Raw genomic sequence first — 23,794 nt, 5'->3', positions numbered from 1 at the left:
CGGCGATCGTTACGGCCACTCCGGCAGCCGCACGTCGCGCCCTGGCGACCTACGCTGCACCGCGACACCATGGGGGACACTCCTTAATTGAACCTTCAAATTGTTCGCGCGCCCGGGTTCGGCCCGCACCAAATCTGCTGATTTTATCGGCAGCTATGCCAAAGCCGCATGCGAATCCGCCGGGGGCATGCAGAGCTCCGCGAGCAGTTCGCAACGGATGCTCATCGGGCGCCCGCCTGCTGCAATTTGCCGAGCGCGTTCTCGACCACTTCCAGCGTGTAGGGCTTCTGGACCACCGGCGCTGACGCCAGTTGCTCCGGGAGCGGCGCGCGCTCGCCATAGCCGGTCGCGAAGATGAAGGGCACCCCGATCTCCTTCAGCTTCTGCGCCACCTTGATGCTGCTCTCGCCGCCGAGGTTGAGATCGAGCAGGGCAAAGCTCGGCCGGGTGCGCTCGATCGAGCGCAGCGCCTGATCGACGGTGGCGGCGGTGTCGACGTGGCGGGCGCCGAGATCCAAGCCGTTAGCCCGCGGCCCTCGCGGCCGTTTGTGGAAACGGACCGAGCGCCTTCTCGGTCAGGACCGAGTCGCAATATTCCCGGATCTCCTTGATCTTGCCGTCCTCGAGGCGGAACACGAGACAGTAGTCGTTGTCGTAACGGACCCCGTCTGGCGTGACGTTGTTGCCCTTGGCTTCCACCACGACGATGTCGCCCTCGGCAATGAAGCGGTGGGCGATTGTGCGCGTGCGATCGCGCAGGCGCGTGCGGACATAGCCGTGCAGGTCATTGAGGATCGCCTCCTTGCCCGAAAAGGTGCGGGACCAGGAATATTGTCCGGTCACGACCCATTTGGCATCCTCGGCAAGGCTGGCGGTAAACAAGGCTCGGTCCCGCGCGGCCGGATCGGGATTAGCCGCGGCGGCAAAGATATCCTGCATCAGTTTCTTGTTGGCTGTCGTGCTCATGGCGACATCTCCGTGTGGTGAGAACAGGAGGATCATCGACTCAGTATCTAAATTCTTCAAATCGATAGCTGATATGATATCTATTCATCTCATGAATTTGACTGCGCTCGACCTCAACCTGCTGACCGCGCTCGACGCCTTGCTGCGCGAAGCCAATGTCAGCCGCGCCGCACTCAGGATCGGACTCTCGCAGCCGGCGACGAGCCATGCGCTCCAGCGCCTGCGCGACATCTTCGGCGATCCGCTCTTGGTGCGCACCGGTGCGCGGATGGAGTTGACGCCACGGGCTCAGGCGCTGCGCGCCCCGCTGGCGCAGGCGCTCGACCAGGTGCGCGGGCTGTTCGTGCCGGACGAATTCGATGCCGCGCGCAGCGAGCGGCAATTCCGCCTGATGATGCCCGATCTCGCGGTCGAGCTGTTGATGCCGCCGTTGATGGAGAAGGTCACGCAGGCCGCGCCCAATGTCCGCATCGACGTCGTGCCGTGGCGGGGACCTGCGATCTTCCACGCCGAGTTCGCCCGCACGATCGATCTCGTGATCTCGATCGGCAACGCCTTCAAGGGCTTTCACCGCCAGTTGCTCTACACCGACAGCGACGCGCTGGCGGTGCGGCGCGGCCATCCCATGGGGGCGAAGCTGAAGCGGCGCGAGACGTTCCTCGCCGCGCGCCATGTCGGCGTGATCATCCGCGGGAACAGCGAGGACCTGATCGACACCTGGCTGCGAGCCAAGGGCATCGAGCGGCACATTGCGCTGGTGGTGTCAGGCTATCTCGAAGCGCTGCACGTCGCCGCCCGCACCGACCTCGTCGCCTTCGTGCCGCGCCGGCTGATTGCGGCGCTGTCGAAGCAGCTCGGCCTCGTCACGGTGACGCCGCCGCTCGATCCCGGGATCGACGAGCAGTTCATGTTCCATCCGACGCGGGCGCAGATGGACCCAGGCTCGATCTGGCTGCGGCGGCTGATGCTGGAAACAGGGCGGGGGCTGGAGAAGCGGCGTGCTGGTTAGGATGCCCCTCACCAAAGATGGTGTCGTCCCGGATCAGCGTTCGCTGGTCCGGGACGACGGCGGAATATGACGCCGAACCTCACGCCTTCTGCGCCGCCATCACCTTGCTCACCGCGGGGCGGTCGGACATGCGCTTGAAGTGATCGGCGATCTTCGGCGTGGCATTGATGTCGACGCTGTCGCCTTCCAGCCAGGTCGAGAGCGTGTAGAGATAGGGATCGCAGATCGTGTACTGATCGCCCATCACCCAGGGTCCCCGAAACATCTTCTGCTCGATCAGCTTGAAGCAGGCGGCCATGGTCTTCGGGACCATCGCCTTCATGTCGGCGAACGAGCTCTCCTCCGTCGCCCAGCGCGCGCCGCGCATCTTGTGGGCGTGGTTGATGTGCACGGTCGAGCAGAGATAGGAGTTGAACGACTGCACCTCGGCGAAGTCGAAGGGATCGTCGAGCGGCGCGAGCTTCGCCTTGGGGAAGGTCTGCGCGATGTAGGCCAGCATGGCCGGCGTCTCGGTCAGGACGCCGCGGTCGGTGACCAGCGCCGGCACCCGCCCCTTCGGGTTGATCGCGAGATAGTCCGGGCTGTTCTGCTGGTTGTCCTTGAAGCTCAGCCGTTCGGCCGAGTAGTCGGCTCCGGCCTCTTCCAGGGTGATGTAGGTGGCGAGCGCGCAGGTGCCGGTGGCGTAGTAGAGCTTGAGCATGTCGGACCTCATGGGAAAGCCGAAAATTAACGACTGTCGGGCCCGACGTCCATAGCACAACATCCTCTTCGCAGTTGCCCACCGCCATGCGGCTGTGCCAAGACGCCTGCAATCGGAGGGGTCTTCTCATGACGGTACTTATCGCCGGTGGCGGCATCGGCGGGTTGACACTTGCGCTCAGCCTGCACGGAATCGGCGTTCCCGTAAAAGTGTTCGAGAGCGTCGCGGAACTGAAGCCGCTCGGCGTCGGCATCAACGTGCTGCCGCATGCGGTGCGCGAGCTGATCGAGCTCGGCTTGATGGAGAAGCTGGACGCCAGCGGCGTGCGGACCCGCGAGCTCGCCTATTTCTCCAAGCACGGCAAGCCGATCTGGAGCGAGCCCCGCGGGCTGGAGGCGGGGTACAAATGGCCGCAATTCTCGATCCATCGCGGCACGCTGCAGCAGCTCCTGCTCGACGCCGCGATCGAGCGGCTCGGCCGCGAGAACATCCTCACCAGCCACCATCTGACCGGCTGGACCGAGACTGCGGATGGCGTGCGCGCCGATTTCATCGACAAGGCGACCGGCAAAGCCGCGGGGACTTACGACGGCGCGATCCTGATCGCCGCCGACGGCATCCATTCCGCCGTGCGCGAAAAGCTCTATCCGGGCGAGGGCCCGCCGATCTGGAACGGCCGCATCCTCTGGCGCGGCGTGACGCCCGCAAAGGCTTTCCTCAGTGGCCGCACCATGATCATGGCGGGGCACGAGATCCTGAAATTCGTCTGCTATCCGATCAGCAAGGCGCCGGATGCGGCGGGCAATTATCAGATCAACTGGGTCGCCGAGCGGCACATGCCCCCGACCTATCAGTGGCGGCGCGAGGACTATAACCGCACCGCGCGGCTGGAAGAGTTCTTGCCCTGGTTCGAAAGCTGGAAGTTCGACTGGCTCGACGTGCCCGGGCTGATCAAGAACTGCCCGCACGCCTATGAATACCCGCTGGTCGACCGTGATCCGGTGTCGCAGTGGACCTTCGGCCGCGTCACGCTGATGGGCGATGCCGCGCATCCGATGTACCCGATCGGCTCGAACGGCGCCTCGCAGGCGATCCTCGATGCCCGCGTCATCACCCGCGAGATCCTCGCGCATGGCCCGACGAGCGCCGCCCTGCTCGCCTATGAAGCCGAGCGAAGGCCCGCGACCACCGACCTCGTCCTGCTCAACCGCAAGAACGGCCCCGAGCAGGTGATGCAGCTCGTCGAGGAGCGCGCGCCCGACGGCTTCAAGGTCGTCACCGACGTCTTGTCCCAGCAGGAGCTGGAAGGCATCGCCGCGAACTACAAGCGCGTGGCGGGCTTCCAGGTCGACGCGCTGAATGCGAAGCCGCCGATCGTGAGCAAGGACGCGCGCCCGAGTGCGTGAGGCGCTCGCTCAAGGCGAGATGCGCATGAATGCGCCCTCTCCCCTTGCGGGAGAGGGCAGCATATGCACCACCCGAATCCAGAAAGCGTTTTTGGGGCACGCGCCAACGCTTACCGTGTGCTAGCACTCTGTGCTTCGTGAGCGAACTCGAGCTTATCGAACTCCTGAATGCGTACCGTCGGCGAGAGACACTAGCTAAATTACCTTTCACCTGCGCTCTCCTCTGATAACGAGACCCAGGCTGCCGACCGCGCCAGCTTGCTCCTCTTGGCGCTCGCGCCGGATCACAACGTCAATAGCAGTGAATTCGTGAGGCTCAAGATGCTGCCCCAGTTCGACGGTTAATCGGAACAGGCGCCGTTCATCTGCAGCGAGCTTTAATCTTATCGCCGTTGTTCTGCGATCCTCCCGCAATAAGCGGGTCCCGTGATCCTGAAGCTTGAGTAGCATTTCGGTAATTGCGGGCGTCGCCTTTAAGCGTAACCCAAGGACTGCTAGGCGGCGCTCGTCTAGCGGCTGCGCCGAAAGCATAAATTCCGCTTCCTCACGGAGGGGATTGGCCGCCGTGAACACGAATTGTAACGGCTGGCTGATTGAGGCGGTCACCGCAGACAAGTTGCGTTGTGCCCAATGGCGGTCCCCGAGCGGACTGGCGACAGGCCCCGCGACATCAAGGGGATGGGTGACCACAGCGAGCAAGCAGATGTGATCTGGTGCCCAACTTGGGATCTCAGCCGAGATTGTCGAGGTAATTGCGAAGCCGCCGCGAGGCGGCACGGCCACCATGGTTGCACCGAAGAAGGTAGGCTTGGCGAAGCCCACGGTGGGATCCGCCCAGTAGACAATCACAGTCGCAAGACTCGTGCTGTTGCCGCCTCCCGCATTACCGATATCGACGGTCACATCGAGAGTTTGGCCGGGAAAATAGGGCCCGGCGTGAAGGCCGTCGCACAACCAGGAGATGATCGAACCTGGCAATGGCCTTTTGGTGCCGTCGTCAGCGGATAGGCTCGGCGACAGCGGCTTTTTCCAATAGGGTATGAACAGGAAAGGCCGGTGATCGATGGGCTTGCCTTCGTCGCGCTCGCGATCTGCATTCGACACGGCTGCCCCCTATTGTTCGTCGTACGCGAGATTCTCGACATCGACAGGGTTGTCGTTAATTGATCCCCTTGTCGCCCAACAGGCATGGGCAAACCCTCGGTCGGCATCGAGGTCGAGGTTGCTCGAATCCTCGACCCCTTGGACGATTTGTTCCCAGACTCCCATCGCAACACTGGTTGAAGTGGGCAATGAGAGGCCGGGCAGGCCGTCCGTCACGACAAAGGGTGGCAGCGTTGGTGGGTATGGAGAGGGGTCCTTTGGTGGATCCTCGACCGGAGAGTTCGGCCGAATATGGTAAGTCTCGTCCGGGCTTGGCTCGGCCCGTCGTGGCCAGGACTTGTCGAGCGGCGGAAGCTTAAGAAATTGCGCAAAGCGCGGCTGGTGTAGAAGGCGGTCAGGATAAATCAAGCCAGTGATTGCCAGATAGTTGTAGGCGCTATCGAGCGCCTCCCAGACTTGGCTTTGAAGATCGAAGAAGTAGCCGACGAGCAATGTCGATTGCTCGGTGCTTGCGAAGGCGGCGAGCCCGGCCGCAGTCATGTCTGGATTTTCCGTCGCAGGCGGATCCCGTGGATCGGGTGGGTCCTGTTCGAAAAGATCCTTAATTCGGTCGCCGAGCGTCTCGAAGAAGTTGCACTTGTTTCCTTTGGCCCATTCCACGACGCAACTGATGAAGGATACGATAACCAGGATAGCGAACAGGATGATGAGCGCCACGATTGCGGCACAAACGCTTCCGCTACTCTTCTTGCTGTCATCTTGACCAGGTTGAGCGGATCCGGGCGTGTTGGTGCCCGGGGACGTGCCAAGCCCGATACCGCTGCTGCCGTCCTGCTGAGTCATTCCGACATCCTGCGGCCGTATGGAGGGGGGCGGTTTCGACGGATTACCAAAAAGCTTCTGAGTGAACCCGGCAGTGGGCATCGCTGGCGGTAGCGGCATCGCGAAGCAATCCAGAAGCTCGAGATGGCGCAATAGGCGGCGATAACCGACATCGAGATCTGGGATTGGAGGGGTCCGCGACAGGTCAAAAGTGTCAGTGAGCGTCGACACCAAGAGTTGCGCGATGTCGGGCGGTAGCGAAGGCGCCGCCGGAGATCCGAATTGCAACGCCTTCGACAGCTTCGCCAGAGAAGCAATCGACGGGTTCTGCACCGCCACGTAGCTGCCGAACGTGTTACGCGCGAGGCGGTCGCGATATCGGTGTGATCGGCGTGGGCCGCCAGTCACATGACCGAGGTAGCCCGACCCGGCGGCATTGGTGCCGTAAGAGGCCAGGACGCCGAAAGCGAAGGCGCGAGTTGCTGTATCATTCGAACGTCGAAACGCTTGCCGCACAAACGCCTCGGTCCGCCGGCCCAAGAAGCGATTGCCCCAGTCCCAATCATCTGCCTTGATATCTAATTGCCGAGGATGTGGCGGCAGATGCTTCATGGGGTCAATATCGTTTCGCAGGGCGTTCATAGTACCCTCAATGTCGCAGAGGCGAGCAGCGAATCCCTGTGACTCCATAGCCGCGGCATTGAACGTATCAGCCGCGCCCGGTGCTGTAGGATCTCCAAGTGCCGTCTCGAGCTTTGTGCGAATCGTGCCGAGCGTGTCGTAAAGCTGCACGCCCTGCCTCCAGAGGGCTGCGGCGCGTTCGAGCAATGCGATTTCGCTTCCGTCGGAGACGGCGTGCGCAATCATTTGGTCGAGCAGAGAGCCAAGTTGTGCATGCTCTGGCGCCAGCGCCACATCAATTAGGATTTGATCGCGCTCCGCGCCAAGATCAGGCGGTAGTGGGGCGTTTGCGAGTCCCTCACGAAATCGATCCAAGCCGACGATATGAGTCCGATAGTCCAGCATGAATCGCGACCTCCAAGGAGTGAGCGGCCGATTTCCTGACGTGAATTCGCGAAACGAACTAAAGCCTTAGGTTGAGCTATGGGCTGATACTGCCAAGAGTCTTGGCGCTCCGCATCGGGCGATCGCTAGAATGTTTCTGGGGGAAGTGCTCGAAATTGAGCAAGTTCCTCGTGCGTCGTCTAGCCGGCTGCCTCCGACATGGTGTGGCAAAGCAACGCGCCAACTGAAGGGATTGCACAAAATTGTTCTTCGTCTCTTCAAAGTCCGTAGAGCTAAGTTTTGGCATTTCCTCCACGATATCTCCGGTGTGTTGGAGCGAGCATATTGTGCCCGCGCCGAATTGCAGACCGTGCTAGACTAGGGGCGATCCACAATAAGCACCACATCAACAAAACCACTGTACGCGTCATCGAAAGTCCCGGAACTATCGCGCAGCGAGAAATTGACTCCTATCCTCACCTCGGGGCCTTGGGTACCATTCTGTATTTGCGTCCCAACATCGATCTCTTCTCGAAGCAAATGGTGGTCGCTGTTCGTGTACCCAATACTGAAACCATTTATCGCGGCCACTGCACTCCGCGGGAGTGTAGAGAATCCGACGGTTAGGGTTTGGTTTTGTGGACCGCCTGATTTCGAGGGGAACGTAAATCGCGGAAGAGCCCGTAACTCGATAGCCATGGTTCCCTCCCTATAGCCGGAAGTTCCGTCCTGCGGGTGCCGCTTCTCTTAGATACCGCAGTCGCGTGTTGCGATCGGTGAAGCAGTTCACACGTTGTGAAAAATCGGTCTCTTGGCTGAGCTTGAAGATCTCCTGCCGCCAAGCCTGCAGGAAAGCCGCCGGCCGCGGTCCGACTGGCGGTATCGCGGCGGGAGGCGCTGAAGATTTAGCTTTATCGACGTAGGTTGTCGCGTCCTTGGCAATCCGTTCCTGAGCCTTTTTCCAAGCCCATGGCGGAATCTGCCGACAGTCCTGATTGAGCTTGTTCTTGCGATCGACCAGATCAAACAGCTTCGAGGTCGAAGCCTCCTCGATAGCATTCGCGCTCCAACACTCGATCGTCCCGAACATCCGTGCGTTGTTATTGGGACGGTCATAGGCGTGAGCGGCTGCAATATGAGGGCTTTCCTGCTCGTTGGGATTGAGAACGTGCTGAGGGTAGTGAGAATCATCACGAGGATAGAAAAGCTGATGGCAAGACAACCAACCCACCAAATATCCTTCGGCTTGGACGAACACCGCTAAGCTCGTGACAGCGGAAATGATTGCCGTGGGTAGCCCCAGCCGAAACGCTCGCTGTTTCCACCCATCGGCGGCGCAGTGGTGGCCTCTGCTGGGAATCTCTCGTCCGTTCCTCCAAGCGCTGGGCTTCAAGGATTATCTCGTCACGGATTTTCGACGGAGCGCCGCGACGCCAGTAGATGCAGACTCGCTTGGGTGAGGGTTTGTCTCCGCGAGCCCAATCGGCAATAGAATCCGTCGAGAGGTACCCCTCATCCGGCGCTTCGCGCCACCTTCTCCCACAAGGGGAGAAGGAAGAGCAGTGCGCAACACTAAACTATTTGCCCACGACCCTCGCCGCCTCCAGCAGCCGCTCGCTCGCGCTGGCCGTCGCCAGCACGGTGCCGTCCTCCGCCATCAGCTTCGCCTCGACAAACGCAATCGTCTTGCCGAGCTGCGTCACCTTCGCTTCACCGATGATCGGACCAGGTCTGGCCGGGGCCAGAAAGTTCACGGTCATGCTGATGGTGGTGGTGTAGAGCCGGCCCTCGCTCATCACGAGCACTGCCGGGCCCATCGTGTCGTCGAGCATGGCCGAGAGCATGCCGCCCTGGATGAAACCCGCGGGGTTGCAGAACTCCGGCTTGCCTTCGAAACCGAGCTTGATCCAGCCCTCCTGCGGGCGGGCATCGAGCAGATGCCATCCCAGCAACTCGGCACAGGGTGGCCTTCGGAAATTGTCGAGCGCAGTCTTGACCATGAGAGATCTCCTGTGCCCGCTCTTAACGCAAGGCTGCTGACAGCCTGGTGTCAGCAGGATCGACCCTAAAGCGCGATGCGATTAGGTTATTGTTTGAGCATGATCATTTCGGAAAGCCGCTGCACACTTTTCCGGATCCGCTCTAGAGACCCAATCCATGCGCGATGACCTTGCGCATGACGTTGGGCAGCGCTTCGCCGGCCAGGGTTGCGATCGGCACCCAGCGCATGCCCTCGGGCGCGCGGGTGCGGGCTTGCACCTTCGCCGTGTAGACCACCAGCTCCAGCGGAAAATGCGTGAAGACGTGGGTGACGACGCCTACCTTGCGCTGCCAGCGCGTCAGCCCCTTCAGCTCCGGCGCCTGCTGCTTCGCCGCCGTATCGTCCTGGCCGGCGAGCCAGTCCGAGCCCGGCACTTCCGTCATGCCGCCGAGCAGCCCCTTGTCGGGCCTTGAGCGGACGAGCAACTCGTCGCCGCGCGTGACCACGAAAGCCGCCCCCCGCCGCAACGTCCCGCTCTTCTTCGGCGCCTTGCGCGGGAACGTTTCCTGGGTGCCGAGCGCGCGCGCCATGCAATCCTCGTTCAGCGGGCACAGCGAGCAGGCCGGCTTCTTCGGCGTGCAGATCGAGGCGCCCAGATCCATCAGCGCCTGCGCACTGTCGCCGGCGCGAGACGTCTCGTCGCCGGCACGCGTGTCCGCGAGCAGCGTCGCCGCCAATTGCTGCATCCGGGGTTTGGCTTGCGGCAGCTCCTCCTCGACCGCGAACAGGCGCGACACCACCCGCTCGATATTGCCATCGACCGGCATGGTGCGGCGGTCGAAGGCGATCGCGGCGATCGCCGCCGCCGTGTAGGGCCCGATCCCCGGCAGCGCGCGCAAGCCCTCCTCCGTATCGGGAAAGACGCCACCATGCTCGCGCGTCACCGCGACCGCGCAAGCATGGAGGTTTCGTGCGCGCGAGTAATAGCCGAGCCCCGCCCACATCCGCAGCACGTCGTCCAGCGACGCCCGCCCCAGCGCCGTGACATCCGGCCAGCGCGCGACGAATTTCTCGAAATAGGGGCCGACCGCCTTCACGGTGGTCTGCTGGAGCATGATCTCCGACAGCCAGACCCGGTAGGGGTCCGATGTCTCACCCGGGGCCGCGCGCCAGGGCAGACGGCGGCGGTGGCGGTCGTACCATTGGAGGAGCGCCAGCGGTCGAGCCAAACGTTCCGGTTGCACTGGTTCCGATTTTGCCCTGCGGGCCGATTTGAGGGGCATACTCGCACTGTAACGACGTCGGGCGGATCTCTCCACGGCATGCCCGCGCTTGTCGCAGGCATCCACGTCTTTCTTCGCGGCAAGACGTGGATGGCCGGGACAAGCCAGGCCATGACGTCAGCAGTTCCTGAGATGCCGCGCACGGTGCTATAAGGTCGCCATGTCCAAATTCCCCCCCAAGCCCGGTCCCATCAGCGCCAAGCCGCTCGGCATCCTCGTCGACGACGTCTTTGCCGAGGCCTATGCCAAGCAGGGTTTTGCCGCGCGCGAGCTGGTGACGCGGTGGGCGCTGATCGCGGGGCCGGAGATCGCGGCCCATGCCGAGCCGCTCAAGATGCAATGGCCGCGCCCGGTGGAGGGCCAGCCGCAGGAGCCGGCGACCCTGGTGCTGAGGGTCGAGGGACCGATGGCGCTGGAGATCCAGCACTCCGCCGATGTCATCCTGGAGCGGGTCAACCGCTTCTTCGGCTGGAACGCGGTCGGCAAGCTCGCCTTCCGCCAGGCCCCTCTGTCGCGCGCCCGGCGCCGGGTGCGGCCCGGCCCGCCGGACGCCAAGAGCGTCGCCAAGGTGGCGGAGAGCCTGGGCGGCATTGAAGATGACGAGCTCAAGTCGGCGCTGGCCCGGCTCGGGGCCGCCATCAAGCGAAATTGAGCCTCATTCCGCCGCCAAACTGGACCCGTCCCGGCGGCTCGCCATTGCCTCAATCGACGTTTCAAGCTAGCGACAGGCCGTCCGGGCGGGAACCTCGGACGAACCTTGCCAATCCCGGGAGCCGACCTTGATCATCACCCGCCGCGCCTTCACCACGATGCTGTCGCTGACCGGGCTTGCCGCGTTCACCGGGCTCTCGCCGCTGCGGTTGATCTCCGAGGCCATGATCCCTGAAGCCATGGCGCAGTCCGCCGCCGACGTCGCCAAGCCGGTGTCCCTGCCCGACATGGCGCTCGGGCCGAACGATGCCGCCGTCACCATCACCGAATACGCCTCGTTGACCTGCCCGCACTGCGCCGCCTTCAACGAGCAGGTGTTCCCGAAGATCAAGAAGGAATACATCGACACCGGCAAGGTGCGTTACATCTTCCGCGAGTTCCCGCTCGACATCAAAGCCGCCGCCGGATCGATGCTGTCGCGCTGCATCGCCAATGGCGACGCGCCGAAATATTTCGCGGTCACCGACATGCTGTTCCGCCAGCAGAACGATTGGGTGCTGAAGAACACCACCGAGACCCTGACGCGGATCGGCAAGCAGGCCGGCCTCACCCAGCAGCAGGTCGAGGCCTGCCTGAAGGACCAGGCGCTGCTCGACAAGATCGCCGCCGACCAGAAATATGCCAGCGACGTGCTGAAGGTCGATTCGACGCCGACTTTCTTCATCAACGGCGAGAGGATCAAGGGCGAGGCCTCGTTCGAGGAATTCGCCAAGAAGATCAATCCGCTGCTGAAGAGCTGATGTTCTCGCTCGACGCCTGATTCGCATCTCGAAAGCCGTATCTTTCCCGGCATAAATCCCTTGGGAAAAGCGGCTTTCGCTGGTTGCCCTCGCGGCGCACCGCGGCCATTGTCCAGCCGCATGAGCCGCTTCGCGCGACTCACCCAGACAGCGACATTGCCTTCCATGGTATTGTCCCGGCAGGGAGATTCGCGCCTGCCAACAGAGATGCGTGTTTATGAAAATCACCCGCCTGCGCCTTCACGGCTTCAAGTCCTTCGTTGAGCCCACGGACTTCGTCATCGAGCCCGGCCTGACCGGCGTGGTCGGTCCCAACGGTTGCGGCAAGTCGAATCTCGTCGAAGCGCTGCGCTGGGCGATGGGCGAAACCTCGTACAAATCGCTGCGCGCCGCCGACATGGACGCGGTGATCTTTGCCGGCTCCGGCAACCGTCCGGCACGCAACCACGCCGAAGTGACGATGACGATCGACAATGCCGATCGCACCGCGCCGGCGGCGATGAACGACAGCCAGCTTCTGGAAGTCTCCCGCCGCATCGAGCGCGAGGCCGGCTCGGTCTATCGCATCAACGGCCGCGACGTGCGCGCCCGCGACGTACAGATCCTGTTCGCGGACGCCGCCACCGGCGCGCGCTCGCCGGCTCTCGTCCACCAGGGCAAGATCGGCGAGATCATCCAGGCCAAGCCGGAACAGCGCCGCCGCGTGCTGGAAGACGCCGCCGGCGTCGCCGGCCTGCATGCCCGCCGCCATGAGGCCGAGCTGCGGCTGAAGGCGGCCGAAACCAACCTCACCCGCGTCGAGGACGTGATCGGCCAGCTCGCGGGCCAGATGGAAGGCCTGAAGAAGCAGGCCCGCCAGGCGGTGCGCTATCGCGAGGTCGCCGCCAAAGTCCGCAAGGCCGAAGCCACGCTGTACCATCTGCGCTGGATCGGCGCGCATGCCGACGTCAACGAATCCGGGCAGACCCACGATCTCGCGGTGCGCGAAATGGCCGAGCGCACCCAGCACCAGGCCGAAGCCGCCCGCATCCAGGCCATCCGCGCCGCCGAAATGCCGGCGCTGCGCGATGCCGAGGCACGCGCCGCAGCCGGGCTCCAGCGCCTGACCAATGCCCGCGAGCTGCTCGACCGCGAGGAAGAGCGCGCCAAGGAGCGCGTCGCCGAGCTCGAGCGGCGCCTCGCGCAGTTCGAAGGCGACATCTCCCGCGCCCAGCAGCAGACCATGGACGCCGACGTCGCCCTCCAGCGGCTCGACGCAGAAGACGCCGAGCTGAAGGAAGAGATCAAGTCGCGCGTCGAGAAGCGCTCCGGCGTCGACGAACGCGTCGCCGAAGCCGAGGCGGTGCTGACCGAAACCGAGCAGAAATTCGCCGAGCTCACCACCGCGCTCGCCGACCTCACCGCCAAGCGCAACCAGCTCGAGGCCAACGTCCGCACTCACCGCGACAAGCTCGCCCGGCTCGACCAGGAAATCGCGAATGTGGCGGCCGAAGAGCAGAAGCTTGCGCAGGAGACCGGCGGCTTCGGCGATCTGGACGAGCTGACCGCTGTGGTCGAGACCGCGGAGCAGACGCTGGCCGCCTCGGAAGCCGCGGCACAGGCGAGCGAAGCGGCCCATGTCGCGGCGCGTCAGACGCTGGAATCCTCCCGCTCGCCGCTGGTCGAGGCCGACAAGCGCGTGCAGAGGCTCGAAACCGAGGCGCGCACGATCTCCAAGATCGTCAATGGCGAGACCAAGAATCTGTGGCCGCCGATCATCGACGGCATCACCGTCGACAAGGGCTTTGAAAAGGCGATCGGCGCCGCGCTCGGCGACGACCTCGATGCGCCGATCGACCCGTCGGCGCCGATGCGCTGGACCAATGTCGGACACACCGAAGGCGATCCGGCGCTGCCCGAAGGCGTCGTGCCGCTCGCCGATCACGTGCAGGCGCCGGCCGAGCTGGCGCGCCGCCTGGCGCAGATCGGCGTGGTACCGCGCGAGCGCGGCGCGGAGCTCGTGTCGCAGCTCAAAACCGGCCAGCGACTGGTCTCGCCCGAGGGCGACGTCTGGCGCTGGGACGGCTTCGTTGCCGCCGCCCACGCCCCGACCGGCGCCGCACGCCGCCTTGCCGAGCGCGCCCGCCTCGTCGACATCGAGAACGAGCTGGAGCAGGCCCGCATCGACGCGCAGATCAAGCGCCAGGCGCTGGAGAACGCCGAGGCCGAGCTGCAGATGGCGTCCAGCACGGAAGGCGCGTCGCGCGAAGCCTGGCGCGCCGCGCAGCGCGAGCTCAACGTCGCGCGTGAGCGCCATGCCACCGCCGAGCGCGAGATCGGCCGCCACGCTGCGCGCAAGGCGACGCTGTCGGAAGCGCACAGCCGTCTCGCCGCCGACCGCGCCGAGGCCGAAGCCGCGTATGAAAACGCCGCAGCCGGCATCTCCGAGCTGCCGTCGAGCGAGGACACCGAAACGCGTCTCGCCGCCGTCCGCAGCGACATCGAAGGCCATCGCCGCATGGCCGCCCAGGTCCGCGCCGAGGCACAGGCGCTGGCGCGCGAAGCCGAGCTCGCCGACCGCCGCGTGCAGGCGATCCTCGCCGAGCGCACCGAGTGGCAGAATCGCAAGGAGAGCGCGGCCTCCCACATCGACACCATCCAGGCCCGTATCGCCGAGCTCACGGTCGAGCGCAGCGAGCTCGAAAACGCACCGGCCGTGTTCGCGGAGAAGCGCAGCGCGCTGATCACCGAGATCGAGTACGCCGAGAACGACCGCCGCATGGCCGCCGACGCGCTCGCCACCGCGGAAAGCGCGATGGCGGAGACCGATCGCGTCGCCAAGCTGACGCTCGAGGCGCTGTCCAGCGCCCGCGAGACCACTGCCCGCGCCGAGGAGCGCATGGAAGGCGCGCGCCGCCGGCTCGAGGATGTCGAGCGCGAGATCCGCGACATGCTCGAGGTCGAGCCGCAGGCGGTCGCCGGCCTCGCCGAGATCGAGCCAGGCGCCGAGCTGCCGCCGCTGCACGACATCGAGGAAGACCTCGAAAAGATGCGCCGCGACCGCGAGCGCCTCGGCGCAGTCAACCTGCGCGCCGAGGAAGAGCTGCGCGAGGTCGACACCCAGCACACCAGCCTCGTCACCGAGCGCGACGACCTGGTCGAGGCCATCAAGCGGCTGCGTCAGGGCATCCAGAGCCTCAACAAGGAGGCGCGCGAGCGGCTCCTGACCTCGTTCGAGGTCGTCAACAACCACTTCAAACGCCTGTTCGTCGAGCTGTTCGGCGGCGGCGAGGCCGCGCTGCACCTGATCGAGAGCGACGATCCGCTGGAAGCCGGTCTGGAAATCATCGCCAAGCCGCCGGGCAAGAAGCCGCAGACGCTGTCGCTGCTCTCGGGCGGCGAGCAGGCGCTGACCGCGATGGCGCTGATCTTCGCAGTGTTCCTCACCAACCCGTCGCCGATCTGCGTGCTGGACGAAGTCGACGCGCCGCTCGACGACCACAACGTCGAACGGTACTGCAACCTGCTGCACGAAATGACGAGCTCGACCGACACGCGTTTCATCATCATCACGCACAACCCGATCACGATGGCGCGGATGAACCGCCTGTTCGGCGTCACCATGGCCGAGCGCGGCGTGTCCCAGCTCGTGTCCGTCAGTCTGGCCGAGGCGGTGGACATTCTCGATCAGAACGTGGCGTGATAGCTCCGGCGTCATTCCGGGGCTCGCAACGCGAGAACCCGGAATCTCGCGCTACAATCCCGAGCTTCCGGGTTCGCGACTTCGTCGCGCCCCGGAATGACGGTGGGCCAACATGATCGCCCCCACCCTCCCCGCCGAGCTGAAAGCGGCCCTCGACGGCAAGCTTCAGGGCTTCTCGCGCAGCGATGCCGCACAGCGCTCCCAGAAAATCTCGACCACCTATCGCGCAGGCGGCGGCTCCGGCACGATCAAGTCGGAAGCCGATGCCCTCGCCTACGCGCTTGCGCGCATGCCGGCGACCTATGCGGCGGTCGCCGCAAGCCTGAACGCGCTGACCGAGATCGCACCAAGCCTTGCCCCGGAAACGCTGCTCGACGTCGGTGCAGGCCCGGGCACCGCGAGCTGGGCCGCTGCCGAAGCCTTTCCGTCGCTGCAAGACTTTACCCTGCTCGATGCCAACGCCACGCTGAGCCGGCTCGCGCTCGAACTGGCGCGTGACAGCTCGCGGCTCGCGGAGTGCCGCTACCTGCCCGGTGACGCCGGCGGTAACCTCATCGAGGTCTCGCCAGCCGATCTCGTCGTTGCAAGCTACATCATCGGCGAGCTCAGCGAGACGGAGCAGCGCGCGCTCACCGAGGCGATGTGGGCGAAGGCGCGCCACGCGCTGGTCGTGATCGAGCCCGGCACGCCCGCCGGCTACGCCCGCATTCTCGCACTGCGCCAGCAATTGATTGCGGCCGGCGCTTTTGTCGCCGCGCCCTGCCCGCACGAAAAGCCCTGCCCGCTCACTCCGCCCGACTGGTGCCATTTCAGCCAGCGCCTGCCGCGCTCGCAGGCGCATCGCCAGATCAAGGGTGCCGAGGTGCCGTTCGAGGACGAGCGCTTCATCTACGTGGCCCTGACCCGCACGCCGCCTGCAACGCGCGCGGCGCGCGTGCTGGCACCGCCGGATGTCGGCAAGGCCGAGATCACGGCAAGGCTCTGCACCCAGAGCGGCATTGAACTTGCGAAGGTGCCCCGCCGCGACAAGACCGCCTATGCGCGTGCCCGGCGCTGGCGTTGGGGCGATGCCGTTGTTGCCGAAAGTTAACCTCGTTTGAGGGCTTTCGCCTTGAACTCGGATGGCTCCCGGTCCGACCAAGTCTTACCTTTCCCCTCGGACTCTCATCCTGCGCCAATTTGGTCTACCCTGGCGCCCGTCTTCTTCCCTCTTCAGGAGTTCTCCATGTCGACCGGCTGGATCGTTCTCGGCGTCATCGTCGTCCTCGTGCTGTTCGCCTTCAGCGCCTATAACCGCCTGGTGGCGCTGAGCCAGCGCGTCGGCCAGGCCTTTGCCGACATCGACGTCCAGCTCAAGCAGCGTCACGATCTGATCCCGAACCTGGTCGAGACGGTGAAGGGCTATGCCTCGCACGAGCGCGGCACGCTCGACGACGTCATCAAGGCGCGCAACTCGGCGATGTCGGCGCAGGGCCCGGCGCAGGTCTCCGCAGCCGAGAACCAGCTCTCCGGCGCGCTCGGCCGGCTGATCGCACTGTCGGAGGCTTATCCCGACCTCAAGGCCAACGCCAACTTCCAGCAGCTCGCAAGCGAGCTCTCCGACCTCGAGAACAAGATCGCGGCGAGCCGCCGCTTCTTCAACAACGCGGTGCAGGAGTACAATACCGGAATCCAGCAGATGCCCGCTGCGCTGTTCGCCGGCATGTTCGGCTTCACCAGGAAGGACTTCTTCGATCTCGGCGCCAGCCGTACCGAGGTCGAGGCCACGCCGCAGGTGAAGTTCTGATTGCCTCGCATGCCGATCGTTTTCCTCCGTCATTCCGGGGCGATGCGTAGCATCGAACCCGGAATCTCGAGGTTCCGGGTTCACGCCTCCGGCGCGCCCCGGAACGACGGACTTTGACAAAGACGCGCCATGGCCGCGTATGGTCTCTACACGCACATTGCCTCGAACAAGTTTCGTTCGATGCTGCTGCTCGCCGGCCTGTTCATGCTGGTCTACGTGCTGGTCTATGCCGGCGCACTGGTTGCCGAGGTCGTCATCGACGGCAATGGCACGGTCACCTACTATCTGAGCCGCGCCCTCACCGACCTGCTCAAAGCCGCGCCGTTCGCGACGATCGCGGCGGCGCTCTGGGTCGTGATCGCCTATTTCTTCCACCAGTCGATGATCGACGCCGTGACCGGCGGCCACGACGTCACCCGGCAGGAGCAGCCGCGGCTCTACAATCTGCTGGAAAACCTCTGCATCTCGCGCGGCATCACCATGCCGAAGCTGAAGATCATGGAGAGCCCGGCGCTGAACGCATTCGCGACCGGCCTCAATCCGCGACAATACTCCATCACCGTCACCACCGGCCTCCTCGACGCGCTGAACGACAAGGAGATCGAGGCGGTGCTGGGCCACGAGCTGACCCATATCAAGAACGGCGACGTGCAGCTCATGGTCGTCGCCGTCATCATCGCCGGCGTGGTCGGCTTCTTCGGCGAGTTGTTCTTCCGCCTGTTCACGAACTTCAACTGGAGCTCCGGCTCCAGCGGCTCGCGGTCGTCGGGCTCCTCCTCGTCATCGAGCGACAGCAAGAACTCCGGCGGAGGGGCGGTGATCGTCATCATCATCGCGGTCGTGCTGATCGTGGTGGCCTGGCTGTTGTCCCAGGTGGTGAAGCTCGCATTGTCGCGGTCGCGCGAATTTCTCGCCGACGCTGGCTCCGTCGAGCTGACGAAAGATCCTGACGCGATGATCTCGGCGTTGCGCAAGATCGAGGGCCGCGGCGAGCTGCCTGGCGCGACCTCGGCGGTGATGGAGCTCTGCGTCGACAATCCGCGCGAGGGCTTTGCCGATTTGTTCGCGACCCATCCCTCGGTGCAGTCCCGGGTCGACGCGCTGGTCAAGTTCGCCGGCGGCCACGACCCCGGTCCGCTGCCGGACCCCGCTGAAGCGACGGATCAGCCCGAGACGGAACAACCGGAGGCGCAGGCCACCCCGCAGGATGCGCAGCCGCTGCCGCATGGGCCGTGGAGCGACACAGGCCGCCCAGCCAATCCGCCGCCCGTGCCCGCTCCAGGCCCCTCAGGATCCCCGGCGGGCAATCCGATGGGACCTTGGGGCCGCCACTGAGGGCGTGATTTACCGCTATACGCGGCGGGTTTCCCAGTGATCAGGAAAAACCTCGGGAATTGCCGTAGTTGGGGCCCAAGGAATTGAATTCTCCCTTGTTTCTGCCATGTTCGCGCCCAACAGCAGACTTGGGACCATCTTTGGGACATCGATTTGGGGCCTGGCCGATTGCGACCTCGCGATCGGGGGCGCGCGTTAGGGGACAGCAATGGCAAAGCCGGCAGTGGTTGTGGTGGGCGCGGACAAGGGCGGGGTCGGCAAGACCACGGTATCGCGGACCCTGCTCGATTATTTCTCAGCCAACAACGTGCCGACGCGCGCGTTCGATACGGAGTCTCCGCGCGGAACCCTGAAGCGCTTCCACCCCGACATCACCGAGATCGTCGACATGACGACGACGGCGGACCAGATGAAGATCTTCGACACGCTCAATGCAGTGAGCCCGTCGGTGACCGTCATCGACGTCCGCGCCGGCCTGCTCTCGCCGGCCCTGGCTTCGCTGCGCGACATCGGCTTCCTCGATGCCGCCAAGGCCGGGCAGATCACCTTTGCCGTGTTCCACATCCTGGGCCCCTCGATCGCCTCGCTGGAGGAGATCGCCGAGACCGCGGGCTTCATGGGCGGCGCGAAATATTTCCTGGTGAAGAACTTCATCAACGACACCCAGTTCTTCCAGTGGGACCAGGCGACCTATAATTCCTACTTCCACCGCATCAAGGACGCGACCGAGCTGACCATCCCGAAGCTCAACGAAATGGCCTATGAGCAGGTCGAGGTCTCCTCCGTCCCGTTCCTGAAATTCGTCGCCAACAAGGGCATCAACGACGAAGCCGCGAACTACTCCTTCGTGCTGCGCGGCTATGTCCGGCACTGGCTGGCCAATGTCTGGAGCGAGTTCGACCGTATCCGGCTGACCGACATCGTCGGTTCGAAGCCAGCGACCCGCAACAGTGAAAAATAGTTGCGGTGCCCGGGCGGATACGGCTGGATTGGGCGGTGAGTTGGCCTGATATAGCTGTCGATGCCCGCGACACCTGTCTACATCATCTGTTCGCCCCGCCCGCAGGTCGGCAAGACCCTGCTGGCGCGGCTCCTGAGCGAATTCCTGCTGCTCAAGAACGGCAACGTCGCAGCCTTCGACGTCAACCTGAAGGAGCCGTCGCTGCTCGACTATCTGCCGAAGGTCACCGAAACCGCGGACGTGATCGACACCTACGGCAAGATGCAGCTGATGGACCGCGTCATCCTCAATGACGGCGTTGCCAAGGTGATCGACCTTGGCTTCCACGCCTTCGACGAGTTCTTCAAGATGACCGACGAGATCGGCCTCCTGAAGGAGGCGGCACGTCGCCATGTCGCACCGCAGATCCTGTTCGTCGCCGACACCGACCGCGTCTCGGCCCGCGCCCATGAGATGCTGCGCGGTCAGATTCCGCGCATGAACCTGATCACGGTGGACAACGAATATGTCATGCGCGGCGAACTGCCGTCCGCGATGGCAGGCGGCCGGCTGTTCCGCCTGCCCGCGCTACCCGGCTTCCTCAAGACCTATATCGACCGGCTGAGCTTCTCCTTCACCGGCTATCTGCGCCAGGAAAAGGACTCCTCGACCGAGCTGCATCAGTGGACCCGGCGGAATTACATCGCCTTTCGGGAACTCGAACTCAGCCTGATCCTGCAGCGGTCCTGAGAGATGTCATTCCGGGGCGCGACGAAGTCGCGAGCCATGGTGCCCACTTGCGCACCTGAATTCATCGAGCCACAGAGGCGACCCCGCAATGGCGTCCGGGTTCGCGCTGATGCGCGCCCTGGAATGACGGGGGAAGCAAGGCCGCCCTCACTCCGCCACACTGAGGTACAATAATTTTACCCGGATAATATTGACGGCGAGCTGGAGCCGGCTTATTGAGGCGGGCATCGATATCCCCTTAGCAAGGCTTGCTACCCGTGAGCATCGACCGGAAAGCAGCAATCGCCGCCTACAAGGAGCGCAAGACCATTGCCGGCATCTACGCCGTGCGCTGCGCGGCGTCGGGGCAGGCCTGGGTCGGCCAGGCGTCGAACCTGGAGACGATTCAGAACCGCATCTGGTTCTCGCTGCGCCAGGGCAGCCACATCTGCCGCAACCTCCAGGCTGCCTGGAATGCGCATGGCGAGGCCGGCCTGACCTTTGGCGAATGCGAGCGTCTGGACGACGAGGAGACCGCCTATGTCAGGAACGCGCTCCTGAAGGAGCGCCTGCTGCATTGGCGGGCCGAGCTGAACGCCGAGGCGATCTAAGGATCGCGGCAGCCTCTCAGTGTCCCTCGAACGTCATCAGCGTGCGCACCGGCACGTCCATCGCGCGCAGCTTGGCGGCGCCGCCGAGCTCGGGCAGGTCGATGATGAAGCAGGCGGCGACCACGTTCGCCCCGATCTGCCGCAGCAGCTTCACCGCGCCCTCGGCCGTGCCGCCAGTGGCGATGAGGTCGTCGACCAGGATGACGCGCTCGCCAGGCTGGATCGCGTCGACATGCATCTCCATCTCGTCGATGCCGTATTCCAGCGAATAGGCGATGCGCACGGTGGTGTGCGGCAGCTTGCCCTTCTTGCGGATCGGCACGAAGCCTGCCGAGAGCTGGTGCGCCACCGCACCGCCGATGATGAAGCCGCGCGCCTCCATGCCGGCGACCTTGTCGATCTTGTTGCCGGCCCAGGGGTTGACGAGCTCGTCCACGGCGCGTCGGAACGCGCGCGCGTCCGCGAGCAGGGTCGTGATGTCGCGGAACATGATCCCCGGCTTGGGATAGTCGGGGATGGTGCGGACGCTCGCCTTGATGTCGTGGTCAAAGGTCATTCGTTTCTCGTTTCGTTGTCATTCCGGGGCGGCTCGAAGAGCCGAACTCCGGTGCGCAATTGCGCACCAGAGAATCTCGAGATTCCGGGTTCGATGCTGCGCATCGCCCCGAAATGACGAGCATGAAGCATGCACTCAATTCGCCCCCGCTTGCAGCTGGAAGGCATTTTCAACAATACGTAGCCCCACCTCGCCGCCGAGCGACATCAGCGATTCCGGGTGGAATTGCACGCCGGCCACCGGCAGGGTCTTGTGCTCGAGCGCCATGGCGACGCCGTCCTCGGTGCTGGCGGTGACGCTCAGCACCTCCGGCATGCTGTCGCGCTCGACGAAGAGCGAATGATAGCGGCCGATGACGATCTCGTTCGGGAGATTGCGCATCAGGCGACCACCGCGCACCTGCACCCGCGAGGGCCGGCCGTGGGCGGGATGGGTGAGCTGGCCGAGCTCGCCGCCGAAATATTCGCCGATCGCCTGCACGCCGAGGCAGACGCCGAACACCGGCAGCTTCTTCTCCAGCGCCGCATCGATGGTCTTCTTGATCCCGAAATCTTCGGGCCTGCCCGGGCCGGGCGATAGCACCAGCAAATCCCACCTCTTCTGCTTGAGCATCTCGAGCGCATGCACATAGCGGACCACGGTGACGCTGGCGCCGACCTGGCGGAAATAGTCGGCGAGCATGTGCACGAAGCTGTCGTCGTGGTCGATCAGCAGCACCTGCTTGCCCGAGCCGGTGGCATCGGGTGCAAAGGTCGACAGCGGCTTTGGCGGATCGCCGCGCAGCGCCTGGAACAGCGCGGCGGCCTTGACCTGGCACTCACGGTCTTCCGCCGCGGGATCGGAATCGAACAGGCAGGTCGCGCCGACGCGCACCTCGGCAAGCCCATCTTTCATGCGGATGGTGCGGATGGTGAGGCCGGTGTTGATGCTGCCGTCGAAGTTGACCGCGCCGATCGCCCCCGCATACCAGCGCCGCGCCGAGCGCTCGTGATCCTCGACGAACTGCATCGCCCAGAGCTTTGGCGCGCCTGTCACGGTCACCGCCCAGGCATGGGTGAGGAAGGCGTCGAGCGCGTCGAAGCCGGGGCGCAGCATGCCCTCGACGTGATCGACGGTGTGGAACAGCTTTGAGTAGGTCTCGATCTGGCGGCGCGCCAGGACCTTGATGGTGCCGGGAACGCAGACACGTGCCTTGTCGTTTCGGTCGACGTCGGTGCACATGTTGAGCTCGAACTCGTCCTTCTCCGAGTTCAACAGCTGGCGGATCTGCTCGGCATCGCCGATCGCGTCGGCGCCGCGCGCGATCGTGCCGGAGATCGGGCAGGTCTCGACCCGGCGACCATCCGAGCGCACGAACATTTCCGGCGAAGCCGAGACCAGAAACTCCCCCTCGCCGAGATTCATCAGCGCGCCATAGGGCGACGGGTTGATGACGCAGAGCCGCTGAAAGACTTCGGCTGGCGAGCGATCGCAGGGCTCGGCGAAAAGCTGCCCCGGCACGGCTTCGAACAGATCGCCGCGGGCAAACGCCGCGCGCGCGGTCTCGACCGTCGCCTGATACTCACCGGGTGCGTGATCGGCAAAGCCCTGGCGCGGCGTCTTCAAGTACGGGCTGTCGGCGGTCTCGTGCGGCAGGCCCTCGGTGGATTTGCCCTTCCACGCGAAATCGTAAGTGAGCACCACGCCGCGGCCGGTGGCGCGGTCATAGGCCAGCAGGCGATCGGGCACATAGAGCACGATGTCGCGCTGGTCGGCCTCGCGCGGGCGCTTCTGCACGAGGTCCTCGATCTGGAACACGAGGTCGTAGGCGAAGGCGCCGAACAGGCCGAGTAGCCCGTCGTCATTGGCCGAGAAGGCGGCGACGAGGTCACGCACCAGCGACATCACGCTGGCGCGGCGCGTGCGCTGGTCCTCCTCGACCGGCGCATCGCCGCGGATGATGTGGCCGGCAAGGCGCGAAGCGGTGCGCTCGGAGATCACGACGCAGGGCTCGCGGAGGACGTCGGCGAGAAAGGCAATCAGCACCTGCCCGCGTTCGTTCAGCGCTTCCAGCTTGAAATTGACGCCCACAGTCTCGAGCTTGAGCGGCGGATCGGAGAAGCCGAGGTCGAAGCTCTCATAGCGCCCAGGCACGGTCGTGCCCGAGGACAGCACCACGCCGCGGCGGCGGTCGAGCAGACTGACGAGGTCGTCGAGCCTGTTGGCGCCGCCGGTAAACTGCTCCGCCACGCGCGTGATCGCGAGGCCTGCGCGGGTCACGTAGTCGCTTCTGGCCGGGAGGGCGAAGACTGTCCTGTTCATGTGGTCCTCTTACGAGACTTGCCGAGGGAACGCCACACAGGACAAACGATCAGGCCGCCGCGCTGTGCTGGCGACCTCAGACGATTTGGGAAAGGAAAATCGCACCGGCCACCTCGTTAGGAGGTGC

The 23,794-nt window shown here is 64.5% G+C and carries 20 protein-coding genes and 1 pseudogene; 11 read left to right on the top strand and 10 right to left on the bottom strand.

Annotated elements, in window-relative coordinates; all coding sequences use genetic code 11:
- Window positions 1–221: 221 nt before the first annotated feature.
- Together ACSHT2_RS28035 and ACSHT2_RS28030 are read right to left on the bottom strand one after the other, a co-directional pair.
- Window positions 222–518 (bottom strand): annotated as a pseudogene (locus ACSHT2_RS28035) (HWE histidine kinase domain-containing protein); the annotation flags it as partial.
- Between the two features lie 4 nt (window positions 519–522).
- Window positions 523–966, bottom strand: coding sequence for a nuclear transport factor 2 family protein (locus ACSHT2_RS28030; protein ID WP_440637903.1), 444 nt, complete (start codon window positions 964–966; stop codon window positions 523–525).
- Between the two features lie 91 nt (window positions 967–1,057).
- Between ACSHT2_RS28030 and ACSHT2_RS28025 the strand changes: the two genes are divergently transcribed.
- Window positions 1,058–1,975, top strand: coding sequence for a LysR family transcriptional regulator (locus ACSHT2_RS28025; protein ID WP_440637901.1), 918 nt, complete (start codon window positions 1,058–1,060; stop codon window positions 1,973–1,975).
- A gap of 79 nt (window positions 1,976–2,054) precedes the next feature.
- On the opposite strand, the gene ACSHT2_RS28020 is transcribed toward ACSHT2_RS28025, so the two are convergent.
- Window positions 2,055–2,675, bottom strand: coding sequence for a glutathione S-transferase family protein (locus tag ACSHT2_RS28020; protein WP_440637900.1), 621 nt, complete (start codon window positions 2,673–2,675; stop codon window positions 2,055–2,057).
- A gap of 128 nt (window positions 2,676–2,803) precedes the next feature.
- On the opposite strand from ACSHT2_RS28020, the gene ACSHT2_RS28015 reads away from it, so the two are divergent.
- Complete coding sequence (locus tag ACSHT2_RS28015; protein WP_440637898.1) at window positions 2,804–4,081, top strand: flavin-dependent oxidoreductase; 1,278 nt, start codon at window positions 2,804–2,806, stop codon at window positions 4,079–4,081.
- Window positions 4,082–4,288: 207 nt separating this feature from the next.
- On the opposite strand, the gene ACSHT2_RS28010 is transcribed toward ACSHT2_RS28015, so the two are convergent.
- From ACSHT2_RS28010 to mutY, 5 genes are all read right to left on the bottom strand, one after another.
- Entirely contained in the window at window positions 4,289–5,185 is an 897-nt protein-coding gene (locus ACSHT2_RS28010; RefSeq protein WP_440637896.1) for a hypothetical protein, read from the bottom strand.
- 9 nt (window positions 5,186–5,194) lie between these two features.
- Window positions 5,195–7,033 carry a hypothetical protein gene (locus tag ACSHT2_RS28005; protein ID WP_440637894.1) on the bottom strand — a complete coding sequence of 613 codons (1,839 nt, stop codon included), beginning with the start codon at window positions 7,031–7,033 and terminating at the stop codon, window positions 5,195–5,197.
- 688 nt (window positions 7,034–7,721) lie between these two features.
- Window positions 7,722–8,270 (bottom strand): hypothetical protein, encoded by a 549-nt coding sequence (locus ACSHT2_RS28000; protein ID WP_440637892.1) that lies wholly within the window; start codon window positions 8,268–8,270, stop codon window positions 7,722–7,724.
- A gap of 319 nt (window positions 8,271–8,589) precedes the next feature.
- Window positions 8,590–9,012, bottom strand: a complete 423-nt coding sequence (locus ACSHT2_RS27995) for a PaaI family thioesterase (protein WP_440637891.1) — start codon at window positions 9,010–9,012, stop codon at window positions 8,590–8,592.
- 142 nt (window positions 9,013–9,154) lie between these two features.
- Window positions 9,155–10,276, bottom strand: coding sequence for an A/G-specific adenine glycosylase (gene mutY, locus ACSHT2_RS27990; RefSeq protein ID WP_440637889.1), 1,122 nt, complete (start codon window positions 10,274–10,276; stop codon window positions 9,155–9,157).
- A 160-nt stretch (window positions 10,277–10,436) separates the two neighbouring features.
- On the opposite strand from mutY, the gene ACSHT2_RS27985 reads away from it, so the two are divergent.
- From ACSHT2_RS27985 to ACSHT2_RS27945, 9 genes are all read left to right on the top strand, one after another.
- Window positions 10,437–10,928 carry a DUF721 domain-containing protein gene (locus ACSHT2_RS27985; RefSeq protein ID WP_440637887.1) on the top strand — a complete coding sequence of 164 codons (492 nt, stop codon included), beginning with the start codon at window positions 10,437–10,439 and terminating at the stop codon, window positions 10,926–10,928.
- Window positions 10,929–11,055: 127 nt separating this feature from the next.
- On the top strand, window positions 11,056–11,727 hold the full coding sequence (locus tag ACSHT2_RS27980; RefSeq protein ID WP_440637886.1) for a DsbA family protein: 672 nt from the start codon (window positions 11,056–11,058) through the stop codon (window positions 11,725–11,727).
- A gap of 217 nt (window positions 11,728–11,944) precedes the next feature.
- Window positions 11,945–15,409: a chromosome segregation protein SMC gene (gene smc / locus ACSHT2_RS27975; RefSeq protein WP_440637884.1), complete on the top strand. Its 3,465-nt coding sequence runs from the start codon at window positions 11,945–11,947 to the stop codon at window positions 15,407–15,409.
- Window positions 15,410–15,521: 112 nt separating this feature from the next.
- Entirely contained in the window at window positions 15,522–16,499 is a 978-nt protein-coding gene (locus ACSHT2_RS27970) for a small ribosomal subunit Rsm22 family protein (protein ID WP_440637883.1), read from the top strand.
- Window positions 16,500–16,634: 135 nt separating this feature from the next.
- On the top strand, window positions 16,635–17,195 hold the full coding sequence (locus tag ACSHT2_RS27965) for a LemA family protein (RefSeq protein WP_254145454.1): 561 nt from the start codon (window positions 16,635–16,637) through the stop codon (window positions 17,193–17,195).
- Between the two features lie 129 nt (window positions 17,196–17,324).
- Window positions 17,325–18,530 carry a M48 family metallopeptidase gene (locus ACSHT2_RS27960; protein ID WP_440637882.1) on the top strand — a complete coding sequence of 402 codons (1,206 nt, stop codon included), beginning with the start codon at window positions 17,325–17,327 and terminating at the stop codon, window positions 18,528–18,530.
- A gap of 208 nt (window positions 18,531–18,738) precedes the next feature.
- The gene (locus ACSHT2_RS27955) at window positions 18,739–19,491 is read left to right on the top strand and encodes a hypothetical protein (protein ID WP_028179390.1); all 753 of its coding nucleotides are present in this window, start codon (window positions 18,739–18,741) and stop codon (window positions 19,489–19,491) included.
- Window positions 19,492–19,551: 60 nt separating this feature from the next.
- Window positions 19,552–20,220, top strand: coding sequence for a hypothetical protein (locus ACSHT2_RS27950; RefSeq protein WP_440637881.1), 669 nt, complete (start codon window positions 19,552–19,554; stop codon window positions 20,218–20,220).
- A gap of 257 nt (window positions 20,221–20,477) precedes the next feature.
- Window positions 20,478–20,810, top strand: a complete 333-nt coding sequence (locus tag ACSHT2_RS27945) for a GIY-YIG nuclease family protein (RefSeq protein ID WP_440637880.1) — start codon at window positions 20,478–20,480, stop codon at window positions 20,808–20,810.
- 16 nt (window positions 20,811–20,826) lie between these two features.
- On the opposite strand, the gene ACSHT2_RS27940 is transcribed toward ACSHT2_RS27945, so the two are convergent.
- Together ACSHT2_RS27940 and ACSHT2_RS27935 are read right to left on the bottom strand one after the other, a co-directional pair.
- Entirely contained in the window at window positions 20,827–21,366 is a 540-nt protein-coding gene (locus tag ACSHT2_RS27940) for an adenine phosphoribosyltransferase (protein WP_018323310.1), read from the bottom strand.
- Window positions 21,367–21,501: 135 nt separating this feature from the next.
- Window positions 21,502–23,667 (bottom strand): anthranilate synthase component I, encoded by a 2,166-nt coding sequence (locus tag ACSHT2_RS27935; protein ID WP_440637879.1) that lies wholly within the window; start codon window positions 23,665–23,667, stop codon window positions 21,502–21,504.
- Window positions 23,668–23,794 lie beyond the last annotated feature (127 nt).

The organism is Bradyrhizobium sp. PUT101 (assembly GCF_052043945.1).
Lineage (GTDB): Bacteria > Pseudomonadota > Alphaproteobacteria > Rhizobiales > Xanthobacteraceae > Bradyrhizobium.
Note: the sequence above shows the minus strand (reverse complement) of the source record. Positions and strands in the feature narration are given on the sequence as shown.

Excerpts from the sequence above, each read along its gene's own strand:
- ACSHT2_RS28030 (WP_440637903.1), bottom strand. The coding sequence starts at position 966 with ATGAGCACGACAGCCAACAAGAAACTGATGCAGGATATCTTTGCCGCC.
- ACSHT2_RS28025 (WP_440637901.1), top strand. The coding sequence starts at position 1,058 with ATGAATTTGACTGCGCTCGACCTCAACCTGCTGACCGCGCTCGACGCC.
- ACSHT2_RS28020 (WP_440637900.1), bottom strand. The coding sequence starts at position 2,675 with ATGCTCAAGCTCTACTACGCCACCGGCACCTGCGCGCTCGCCACCTAC.
- ACSHT2_RS28015 (WP_440637898.1), top strand. The coding sequence starts at position 2,804 with ATGACGGTACTTATCGCCGGTGGCGGCATCGGCGGGTTGACACTTGCG.
- ACSHT2_RS28005 (WP_440637894.1), bottom strand. The coding sequence starts at position 7,033 with ATGCTGGACTATCGGACTCATATCGTCGGCTTGGATCGATTTCGTGAG.
- ACSHT2_RS27995 (WP_440637891.1), bottom strand. The coding sequence starts at position 9,012 with ATGGTCAAGACTGCGCTCGACAATTTCCGAAGGCCACCCTGTGCCGAG.
- mutY (WP_440637889.1), bottom strand. The coding sequence starts at position 10,276 with ATGCCCCTCAAATCGGCCCGCAGGGCAAAATCGGAACCAGTGCAACCG.
- ACSHT2_RS27985 (WP_440637887.1), top strand. The coding sequence starts at position 10,437 with ATGTCCAAATTCCCCCCCAAGCCCGGTCCCATCAGCGCCAAGCCGCTC.
- smc (WP_440637884.1), top strand. The coding sequence starts at position 11,945 with ATGAAAATCACCCGCCTGCGCCTTCACGGCTTCAAGTCCTTCGTTGAG.
- ACSHT2_RS27970 (WP_440637883.1), top strand. The coding sequence starts at position 15,522 with ATGATCGCCCCCACCCTCCCCGCCGAGCTGAAAGCGGCCCTCGACGGC.
- ACSHT2_RS27965 (WP_254145454.1), top strand. The coding sequence starts at position 16,635 with ATGTCGACCGGCTGGATCGTTCTCGGCGTCATCGTCGTCCTCGTGCTG.
- ACSHT2_RS27960 (WP_440637882.1), top strand. The coding sequence starts at position 17,325 with ATGGCCGCGTATGGTCTCTACACGCACATTGCCTCGAACAAGTTTCGT.
- ACSHT2_RS27955 (WP_028179390.1), top strand. The coding sequence starts at position 18,739 with ATGGCAAAGCCGGCAGTGGTTGTGGTGGGCGCGGACAAGGGCGGGGTC.
- ACSHT2_RS27950 (WP_440637881.1), top strand. The coding sequence starts at position 19,552 with ATGCCCGCGACACCTGTCTACATCATCTGTTCGCCCCGCCCGCAGGTC.
- ACSHT2_RS27940 (WP_018323310.1), bottom strand. The coding sequence starts at position 21,366 with ATGACCTTTGACCACGACATCAAGGCGAGCGTCCGCACCATCCCCGAC.
- ACSHT2_RS27935 (WP_440637879.1), bottom strand. The coding sequence starts at position 23,667 with ATGAACAGGACAGTCTTCGCCCTCCCGGCCAGAAGCGACTACGTGACC.